Source organism: Cellvibrio sp., from assembly GCF_053579595.1.
This window is the reverse complement of sequence record NZ_JBRFPI010000234.1, coordinates 1-7,246: the sequence shown is the minus strand read 5'-3', so window position 1 is coordinate 7,246 and position 7,246 is coordinate 1. Positions and strand designations below refer to the sequence as shown.

Genomic DNA, 7,246 nt, shown 5'->3' with positions numbered 1-7,246 from the left:
ATTGTGGTTGGTATTACGAAGTTCCAGAAAATTGTGCAAGCCAAAAGTGGGCGTCAAAATACAACAAGCCGCTAATTATGAGCGAGGTCGGTGCAGATGCACTACAAGGTAAATTGGGTGATAAAACTGAACGTTGGACTGAGGAGTATCAAGCGGAAGTATTCAGACAAAATATCGCTATGATGGAAAATATTTCGGCGTTGCGCGGTGTAAGCCCCTGGATCCTGAAAGATTTCCGGTCGCCGCGTCGTTCATTGCCCGACATTCAGGATTTTTATAATCGTAAAGGTCTGGTATCTGAGGCTGGTGTTCGCAAGCAGGCATGGTATGTATTGCGCGATTATTATAAGAAGAAAGAGTCTAGCGCTGAATAATTCATGGTCGCCGCACTTGGTGCTACAAGTGCGGCAACTCTGAATGATGTGCATGTTTGACCTTATGTTCTGGTGTTCTCCAGACTATTCCGAGGGTATGCTCACTGATACCCGCTTTGCGAATCAGTTGTAAAACTGATTCGCCTTTTTATTTCTCATCCTATCTTATTGTCGATTCGACTTCATTTCCCGGTTGATTTTTTTCAGCCTATTTCTGCAATCGCAGAAATTTTTCTGCTTTAGGTCGTCGCTATCTTGTAGCAGCTTTAGATTGATCCTTGACGGATGCTGCCCTATCGCTGGATTAAATATTTTCTCTGCTAAGTCCAAAAACTTCTATTTAGCCGCCAGTCATCGCTTGCAGTTCGTTAGGTAATGTGGTTTAGTGGGTAAGTGGCCTTACCACTTGTCCATAATGCGGCTTGGTGGGTTTGCCAAAGATAGTCAATAGAAAGACACAGCAGATATTAATGATAAAAATCAATATAAAAGAGGATGCTATGAACTCATTCAAACACAACAATAAAAGTCGGGTATTTGCCCGTTCCCTGCTGGCGCTCAGCATTTCATCCAGTCTTTATGGGGGAGTCGCGATTGCCGCCGAAGAACAAATGGTTGAAGAGGTTGTCGTCACTGGAATTCGCGCCTCGGTGCAGCGCGCGATGGATGTAAAGCGCAACGCGGCGGGTGTGGTGGATGCCATATCTGCTGAGGACATGGGTAAGTTTCCTGATACCAATCTTGCCGAATCCTTGCAGCGCATCACTGGCGTTTCCATTAGCCGCAGTAACGGTGAAGGCTCGCAAATTACTGTGCGGGGTTTTGGTGGCTCCAACAATATGGTGACCCTCAATGGCCGCACCTTGCCGTCGGGTGGATCTACGGCAGCCTACGGTGGCGGCACCATTGGTCGCGCGTTTGATTTTGGTAATCTCGCATCGGAAAGTGTAAAAGCGGTAGAAGTGTATAAAACGGGTAAGGCAAGTGTGGCCACTGGCGGCATTGGTGCAACCGTTAATATTATTACTAACAAACCTATTGAGACTGATGGTTTGGTGGGAACTGTTGGCGGCAAGCTCGTGAATGACTCCACGAATGAAAGAGGCGATGATATTACCCCGGAATTATCTGGCCTGGTGAGTTTCGCTAATGATGATCAGACTCTGGGTGTATCGCTCTCGGCAAGTCATCAAGTACGCGACAGCGGACAGTCTGGGCTCACGGAAAACAATTGGAATATTCGTCAGTGGGTTACTCCGGGGCAGCCAGGTTCGTTAAGCACATTAAACAGCGCGGAAATTATTAACCCACCGGAAGTGGGCCAGTTATATGCATTGCCCAACGATTTGCGTTACCACTTTGTTGATAATCATCGCGAGCGCAACAATGCACAGCTTACGCTGCAATTTAAGCCGACAGAAAAATTATTGGGCACGCTTGATTACACTTATGCTGAGAACCAGATTGAAGAGGCGCGTGGTGATAAAACAGTTTGGCTGCAGGGCAATATTACCAAAATTGTTTTTGATAAAAACCCCGATGTTGCCGGTCCACTATCACTTGAGCAGGCGTGGAATTTCCCTAAGGATAACAGCTACGCCCAAACCAGCGGCAACGTAACCAACACCTTAAAATCGCTCGGTGTCAATTTGGAATTTGAAGCTACCGACCGTTTGACACTGATGGTTGATGCGCACGACTCAGAGTTGGAAGGTGGTCCGGAAGAAGCTTACGGCAGTGCGGTTCGCTCTGGTATGGCAGTCGCTATTGGTTCTTATACAACTTTCGATTTCAGTAAAAAATTGCCGCAAGTTACCAACCTGATTAATGATTCAGTTAAGGGTAATAGCAATGGTATTGCAGATATTGGCGATGTCAGTTCAACTGTTTTTGATTTTACCTACGCGCGCCAAAAAATGGATGTCAGTCAAGTTAAGTTCGACGCTAAATATGAATTTGACAGTTTCATCCTGGAGGGTGGGGTGGAAACACGCAATATGCAAAGCGCGCAGCAACAATCCAGTTGGCAAAAGCAGGGTGGTGGTAATAGCGTTGCATTTCCCATGGATATTCCGGATGAGTTAATCGAAAACTATAACTATGTCGGTGGATTTGATGATTTTAATACGGCGGGCTACCAAACAGATGGCTTCCGGGCTGATGCAGTCAAATTAGCCGAGTGGGGTGCGGCAACCTACGGTGCTAAAGCTGCGGTACCTTGGGGGGTTGCGTATAATCCTAATTTTTCTACCAATACCATTATCGAGGAAGAAACTGCAGCCGCTTATGTGCAGTTTGGTTTTGAATCGGAATTATTTAGCAGACCTGTTAATTTGCTTGCCGGTGTACGCTATGAAACTACCGATGTGGCGTCATCAAATTCAATGTTGGTTCCAACAGAAGTTACCTGGACGGACAATAATGATTTTCTGTTGGTTCGCTCAACGACACCTACTATGTATGCACAAAAAAGTGACTACGATAACCTGTTACCGAGTGTTGATTTTGATATTGCATTGACCAGTGAAATTAAAGCGCGCGCATCTTATAGCACCACCATTTCGCGTGCGGGTTACGGTAATTTGACCTCTGGCGCTACTATCAGTGCTACCGGGGGTTTGAACCAGCCAACAGGATTGGGCGGCCAGCCAGTTGCCAGTTCGCAGAATCCGGCGCTCCTGCCTTTGGAGTCAGATAACTTCGACGTTTCAGTTGAATATTATTTTGATGATGCCAGTTATGTGTCGATCGGTTTTTTTGAAAAACATGTTGAGAATTTTATTGGTTCCGAGCAAGTTTATGAAAACCATTTTGGTTTGTTAGATGCGACTGCTGGCCCCCGTGCGCAACAAGCTGCCGCCGCGTTACAAGCAATTAATCAGCCTGTGACTGAGGACAGCTTGTTTGTGATGACTGCAATTTTGGATAACCCACAAGATTTCCCGAATGGCGCAGCGGATTTTAAAACGCCAGCACAAGATCCAACCTTTTGGGGCAGCGTGGCGACTAAATATGATATCTCGCCGGAGGCAGGTGATCCTGAGTTGTTGTATTTGACTACCAAACCTATTAATAACAAAGAAGCAAAAATTAATGGCGTTGAACTTGCTGCGCAACACTTCTTTGGTGAAAGCGGTTTTGGTATTCAGGGTAACTACACCATCGTAAATGGTGATATTGGTTACAACAATGCATCGCCCACTAATATTACCCAGTTTGCATTAACGGGGTTGAGCGATACCGCGAACCTCGTGCTCATGTATGAGAATGAAGTATTGCAGGCACGTGTTGCTTATAACTGGCGCGACGCGTATCTAGCTGGATATACCAGTTCTAACCCGACCTATGTTGAGGATTATGCGCAAATCGATATGAACGTGAGTTACGAGGTGACGGATAACATCACGCTATCATTCGAAGGTTTGAATCTCACGGGTGAAGATAGTCGCGCCCATGGCCGTACAGAATTGTTAGTGTGGAATATATATGACCTTGGTCCGCGCTACCAACTTGGCGCGCGGTATGATTTTTAATTGGGTGGTGTGTTCACTGGGTTAAAAACGATAAAGCCGCTCTTACCAGCGGCTTTATTTTTATACATACACTGGGGGTTTTTAACATGGGCAGGCATGTCGTATTAAATAATATCGAGCATAAAGATTTAAAGGTGATTACCCGCTATTCCGCCGCTTTTGGTTATGACGTTTCCAATGTCCTGACTTTTGTAACGGAGTTTTCTGCCGTGCACAAAGAGTATCCGATTTTCTTTCACGCAGATCCCAAGACACACAAGTTGCGCCCGGTGGCAATGTTAGGCTTTGATGATAATGAAAATCTATTTTTGGATGAGCATGGGGCACCCAACGGTTGGCGCGCACGTTATATTCCCGCTTTCAGTGCGCGCGGTCCCTTTTTAATTGGTTTCCAGAATCAGCTAAAAGATGGTGGAGATGAACATACTCCCGTGATACACCTGGATATAGATGATCAACGCTTGAGCGAGCATGAAGGTGAGGCGATTTTTTTACCGTTGGGTGGTAACAGTGAGTATTTAAATGCAGTGAATCATCGGTTGCAATTAATTCTTCAGGGGCTTTCCTTAAATGACGCAATGATTGCAGCATTTTCTGAATTGGATTTAATTGAACCTGTGAATCTGCAAGTGCAATTCGATAATCACCATGAATATCGTATCCATGGTTATCACACTGTGGATAAACAAAAGCTGGCGGCTCTGGCGTCTATCCCTTTAGCTAGATTGAACGCGGCAGGCTTTTTGGAGGCGGCCCACTATATGATATCGTCGCTGGAAAATATTCCTGCGTTAGTTGAGTTGAAAAATAAAAAGTGCATTCACAGCATGCTATAGCTCTTGTGGAATAAGCAAAAAAAGAGCAAAAAAAATCCGGCAGTTGCCGGATTTTTTTTTGCCTACAGGAATGCCGGCTATTGGCAAACGCTACCCGCTACCTGCGGTATCACTGCCGCACCAGTACCTTTAGTGCCCTGGAATCCAAAAATAACGGTTTGTCCTGGTTGAATAGTAGAGTTCCAACTTAAATTGCTCGCGCTATAAGGGTTGTTACCCGCTGTATTGGCATTCCAACTGTTGGTCATGCGTGAATTGTCGCTATAGCTCCAGCTGACATTCCAGCCATTAATTGCAGTCGTACGATTGTTGGTGATGCGAATATCGGCGGTAAAACCGTTGTTCCACTGATTGGTAACAACATATTGGCAATTACTCGTTGCAGTACTAGAAGCCAGGCTTGATGCGGCAAGTGAAGACGCTGCACTTGATGTTGACGAAGCTGGCATTGACGATGCAGGAACAGAGGATGCTGCAATCGACGAGGCCGGTCTGGATGATGCGGGTATAGATGATACTGGTGTTGAAGATGCCGGTATGGACGAAGCGGCAACACTGGATCTGGATGAAGCTGGTGCTGATGACATTGATCTCGATGATGCCATCGACGACGATGCAGCAGTCATAGTGAGCGCACAATTATCAACAGTAAAGTCCCAGCCGGGGTTATCTGCAGTATTCGCGAGGCGTACACCAAATTTGCTATCGTAGTTATCGCCTCCCACGGGTATTTTTGCGGAAGTGGTACAGCGGGTGCTGCCATCGCCAGCCACATCGCAAGTACTGGTGACGATATTAGTCAGGTCAACATCTTCTTCAATAAATAATTGCACCTTGGTGGCATTTGTTCCCGTCGTCGCGACATCGCATGCAAAGCTATAAGTATTCCCCGCAACTGTATCGACTTTTTGGTAGAGCTGGCCGTGCCAATTTAATTCAGTGCTGTCGGTATAAAAACGCACACTATTATTTTCGTAGCGCACATCGCGCAGATCACCGGTTGGCTCAAAGGAGTAAATACTCCAGCCGTTGGCACTGCCGGTAAATTCACCATTAATAAGTACAGTAGAGCCATTACTGCCGCCACCGGAGGTATCAATGATTTCTTCAACGGGCGACATGCCGCTGGCGAAATGCGTTTTACTGTAAGTGAATTTGCGCAGACTTTCACCGCTAAACACTAACAGCAATGTGGTATTCGCACCGATGTTGGCAGTGTATTGCTGCGTGCTGTTTGCATTGATATTAATTTTTACATCGGTTGATGCAATTGCATCGTTATTGAGGCGCAGTGTGAAATTTTGCGCACTGGTGCCGCGGTTCATTACCATCACTGATCGCTGTGTACCATTCACGGTACCATAGGCCACCACATTGGTATTGCTCGATACTCCATCCGCATAAGTTCCGCTCATGAATTTGCTAACAAATGCCATGTGATGATAGGAGGAGCGCGGTGTGCCGTTACCATCAATCATGCTGAAATCTGACCCGGAGCGCTTTCCGTCATTTTCAAACATCGACCAGGTTGCCGCATAAGTAGCTTGGTATTTCATAGCGTACCCGAGAACCTGACCAAACATTTGGCCGTTTTCATAGGTGTGTACCACTGTGCCGTCTTTGGAATTATATTCACCAATCCCCCATTGCAGCGCATTGGCACCGGAGCGGTTGTGGCGAATATTGGCTGCATCAACCAATGCTTTGCTATTTTTGATGCTGTTTAAAAAGCTTGCTGCACCTTGAATGGCAGGATCTATACCGGCGTCCTGCGGGTATGAATGCCAGGAAATGCCATCTATATAGTAATAATCTTTGCCGGGAATCTTTCCGCCGATATCGTTGGCGCTGCCGCTGTTAAACATTTCACCTAAATAATTCATAAAGTAGGCTTCATCCGGGCCAAAAATTTTAATGCTCGGGTCTACCGCTTTCATTGCAATAGAAAGGGGTTTGATATAACCGCTGACAACTGCCGCCAGGGCGGCGTTGTCTGCTGGTTTGCCCGCCTGCAGCCAAGGTTCGTTGCCAATGTTCCAATATTTAATGTTCAGCTTCTTGGTCACGTTGAGGTACTGCACCATGCTGACAGCAGCGGCGACGCGGTCATTTAATGGTGTGGCATAGTTGTATTGTGAAACCTGAACAAGCGGCTCTGCACCGGCTGCTCTGATTTTGAGAATCCACTGTTCCATAATTTCATTGCTGGGCATGTCTTCATCAAATTGGTGGCCACCAATGCGAATCAGCTTGGTGTTCATATCTTTGGTTTGCTGCCATACCGTTTCGCTGGGAGTAGCACCAGTATCTTCGTTTGCATACCATAAATTATTGCCTACCAATATCGGGCTAACTTGTTGTGCAAGTAACGCTGATGACATGGTGCCAGCAATCAGCAGCCCGAGTGTAGTGCCAATGGATTTTATAAAGCGCCCATTGTTGTGTTGGTAATTTTTCATAATTATTTTTCTCTAAGTAAGCTGCGCGCGACAATTGCAGGGTG

The 7,246-nt window shown here is 46.2% G+C and carries 3 protein-coding genes and 1 pseudogene; 3 read left to right on the top strand and 1 reads right to left on the bottom strand.

Translation table 11 applies throughout. The features are described 5' to 3' along the window. The 3 genes and pseudogenes from ACWA6V_RS14205 to ACWA6V_RS14195 all read left to right on the top strand — a co-directional run. Window positions 1-374: pseudogene (locus tag ACWA6V_RS14205) on the top strand (beta-glucuronidase); the annotation flags it as partial. A 500-nt stretch (window positions 375-874) separates the two neighbouring features. Next, window positions 875-3,907 (top strand): TonB-dependent receptor, encoded by a 3,033-nt coding sequence (locus ACWA6V_RS14200; protein WP_449523109.1) that lies wholly within the window; start codon window positions 875-877, stop codon window positions 3,905-3,907. 86 nt (window positions 3,908-3,993) lie between these two features. After that, the gene (locus ACWA6V_RS14195; RefSeq protein ID WP_449523108.1) at window positions 3,994-4,743 is read left to right on the top strand and encodes a SapC family protein; all 750 of its coding nucleotides are present in this window, start codon (window positions 3,994-3,996) and stop codon (window positions 4,741-4,743) included. Window positions 4,744-4,820: 77 nt separating this feature from the next. Here ACWA6V_RS14195 and ACWA6V_RS14190 read toward each other — a convergent pair whose 3' ends face one another. After that, entirely contained in the window at window positions 4,821-7,202 is a 2,382-nt protein-coding gene (locus ACWA6V_RS14190; protein WP_449523107.1) for a cellulose binding domain-containing protein, read from the bottom strand. Window positions 7,203-7,246 lie beyond the last annotated feature (44 nt).